A 3,193-nucleotide genomic window follows, 5' to 3' on the forward strand; every position below is an offset into this window, starting at 1 on the left:
ACCGGAATGTCGAGGTTGCGCACGAGAATCGCGGTTTGCTCTGACGAAAAATCGGTCATGCCGCGCGCCCGTTCAACGCCGTTCTCATCGTAGATGTGGATGACATCGCCCTTCACATAATTGCCGCAGCTCGACACGACATCGTTGCGATCAATGCCGCGCGTGCCATCGGCCATCGAGTCAGCCGCCGCGTTGGTCACCACGATGCTGCCATCCATCTGCAGACGATCGGTCAGCCATGCAGCCCAGCTATCTGCCGGCTCTTCATGCGCCACGCACGTTGTGCAGCGCCGCTCCCCACTCATCACCGAGGAGATCGGATTGTCGGCCTCTCCATTGGCGATCAGTGTCGTGCAGCCAGCGTTCTGCGCCATGTTGGCCGCCTGCATCTTGGTGAACATGCCGCCGGTGCCCAAAGTGCTGACACCGCTGGTCACCGCCAGATACTGGCTGACGTCGTGGACCGTCTCGACCAACTGCGCGCCGGGCTCAGCCGGATTGCGATCATACAGCCCGTCAACCCCGGTCAAGATCACCAGATTCTGCGCCTGCACCATCTGCGCCACCTTGGCGGCGAGCCGGTCATTATCGCCGACGCGAATCTCTTCCGTGGTGATCGTGTCATTCTCGTTGATGATCGGCAGCACGCCCGCTTCGAGCAGCCGGTGCAGGGTATTTTTGGTGTTGAGGAAACGGCGGTGATCGCCAAAATCGCCCAGTGTCACCAGCACTTGCGCAATGTTGAGATCATATTCGTGGCCGATCTGCTTATACGCATTGAGCAGTAGCGGCATTCCACAGGCGGCTGCCGCCTGCTTGTCGCGCAAACCGGCGGTTCCCGGGGTTATTCCGATCATCTTCATGCCCAGCGAGACGGCGCCCGACGAGCAGAGGATGACTTCGTAGCCCTGCGAGGTCAGCAGCGCCATATCTTCCATAAGTCTTTGTAGAAATGCCCAACGTGGAACAAGTCTATTTTGATCAGTTAAAAGGCTGGACCCAACTTTAATAACAATACGCTTAGATTTTTTCACAACTTGCTCATTTATTTTAGTACGGCGATACAAGAGCATCGCTAAATTTCGTATCAATGACATATAAAATGCCATCACGTTTGACATAGCAAACCATCTTTGACATAGCGCCCTATATCCACAACATTAACATTTATCAACCCGCGTTCAAATTTGTGCTTCAGTAGATATGGTGTGAGGCATTTTGCAATTGGGCTTCGATGGCGAGACTTGAAGGGAACAGCTTTGCGCATTGCGTTGATCGGACACGGAAAAATGGGTGGCGCGCTGCTGACCCAATGGCGCGCGGTGGCGGCGGAGCGTTTTGCCGGTCACCGGTTTTTCGTGATCGATCCTGCGGTAGAGCCGGGCGACGCGGACGACACCGACCCGGTCACATTCCTGCGCGAGCCGCCGCCAATTGACGGCTCGGTCTTCGATCTGGTGATTGTTGCGGTGAAACCGCAACTGGTTGCCGATGTTCTTCCCGATTACGCCCCCCGGCTGGCCGCCGGTGGCTTTGTCGCCTCGATCGCTGCGGGCTGCTCGATCGCGCGACTGCACGCGCTCAGCGGCGAAGCCCCCATTGTCCGCGTGATGCCCAACCTGCCCTCGGCGATTGGCCAGGGTGTCAGCGGGCTGTGCGCCGATGCAACGGCAAGCCCCGCGCAGCGTGATGCCATTGAGGCCTTGATGGCGGCGGCGGGATCAACCCTGTGGGTGAAGGATGAGGACATGCTCGACCGGCTGACCGCTGTCGCCGGATCGGGCCCGGGCTATGTCTTCGAAATCGCCCGCAGCTATGTCGAGGCAGCCGAGGCGCTGGGCATTGCGCCCGATGACGCCCGGCGGCTGGTGCTCGATACCATGGCGGGCACGGTGGCGATGGCGCGCGCCTCATCCGCCAGCCTTGCGGAGCTGCGCACCAGCGTCACCAGCAAGAACGGCACCACGGCAGCGGGCCTCGATGCCCTGAACGGCGACGGGGTCTTGAGCGCGCGACTTGAGGCAACGCTCAACGCCGCCTATGACCGCGCGGTAGAATTGCGCTGATCGCATCAGCCACCATCAGATTGAGGCCGAAGGGCCGGAGAGTAAATCCATGACCATGATGGAATCCATCGCCACGACCACCGATACGAATGACGCGCGCGACCATGTGCTCGCACTGGGCACAGCGGCGTGCGCTGCTGCGCGGCAGTTGGCGCGCGCGGACACGGACACGAAGAACCGGGCGCTGCGTGCCGCCGCTGAAGCACTGCGCGCAGCCACCCCTGCGCTGATCGCAGCCAACGCCGCTGACATCGCCGAACTGGGCGACAGCAAGCCCGCATCTTTCATTGACCGGCTGCGGCTCGACGAGGGCCGGATCGCTGCCATCGCGCAGGCGCTCGATGACATCGCCGCGCTGCCCGACCCGGTGGGCCGCGAGCTCGCGCAGTTTAAGCGCCCCAACGGGCTCGATATCCGCCGCATCGCGGTGCCCATCGGGGTGATCGCGATGATCTATGAATCGCGGCCAAACGTGGGTGCCGATGCCAGCGCATTGTGCATCAAATCGGGCAACGCGATCATCCTGCGCGGCGGATCTGAAAGCGCGCGCTCGACCAAGGCCATCGTCGGCTGCATGCAGGCGGGCCTCAAGGCCGCAGGCTTGCCGTTAGAGTGCGTGCAGACCGTTGGCACGACAGATCGCGCGGCAGTGACCGAACTGCTGCATGCGACCGAGCACATTGATCTCGCCATTCCGCGCGGCGGGCGCGGGCTGGTCGAACTGGTGCGGCGTGAGGCGCGCGTGCCGACGTTGCTGCACCTCGATGGCAACTGCCACAGCTATGTCCATGCCGAGGCCGACATTGCCCAGGCCGTCGCGATCATCCGCAACGCCAAGCTGCGCCGCACCGGGGTGTGCGGGGCGATGGAGACGTTGCTGATCGACCGTGCCTGGCCGCACAGCGAAGCGCTGATTGCGGCGTTGGAGGCGGCGGGCTGCGAAATCCGACGTGAAACGGATTTCGGAATCGAGTTTCTCGATGCAACCGCGGCGGTGGGATTGGTCGATGGCCTCGACGGCGCCCTCGCCCATATCGCTGAACACGGCTCGGGCCATACCGACGCGATCGTGACGGAGGACACCGCAACCGCAGAACGCTTTCTGGCCGAAGCCGACTCGGCGATCG

The 3,193-nt window shown here is 62.0% G+C and carries 3 protein-coding genes; 2 read left to right on the forward strand and 1 reads right to left on the reverse strand.

Annotation, left to right across the window (positions count from 1 at the left end):
* Positions 1 to 1,073: glutamate 5-kinase (gene proB / locus ACEW8G_RS15795; protein WP_373489354.1), on the reverse strand; the 1,073-nt coding region annotated here is incomplete at its 3' end.
* A gap of 186 nt (positions 1,074 to 1,259) precedes the next feature.
* Between proB and ACEW8G_RS15800 the strand changes: the two genes are divergently transcribed.
* Together ACEW8G_RS15800 and ACEW8G_RS15805 are read left to right on the forward strand one after the other, a co-directional pair.
* Positions 1,260 to 2,066: a pyrroline-5-carboxylate reductase family protein gene (locus ACEW8G_RS15800; protein WP_373489352.1), complete on the forward strand. Its 807-nt coding sequence runs from the start codon at positions 1,260 to 1,262 to the stop codon at positions 2,064 to 2,066.
* Positions 2,067 to 2,115: 49 nt separating this feature from the next.
* Positions 2,116 to 3,193: glutamate-5-semialdehyde dehydrogenase (locus ACEW8G_RS15805; protein WP_373489353.1), on the forward strand; the 1,078-nt coding region annotated here is incomplete at its 3' end.

This window comes from Blastomonas sp. (assembly GCF_041747255.1).
Taxonomy (GTDB): domain Bacteria; phylum Pseudomonadota; class Alphaproteobacteria; order Sphingomonadales; family Sphingomonadaceae; genus Blastomonas.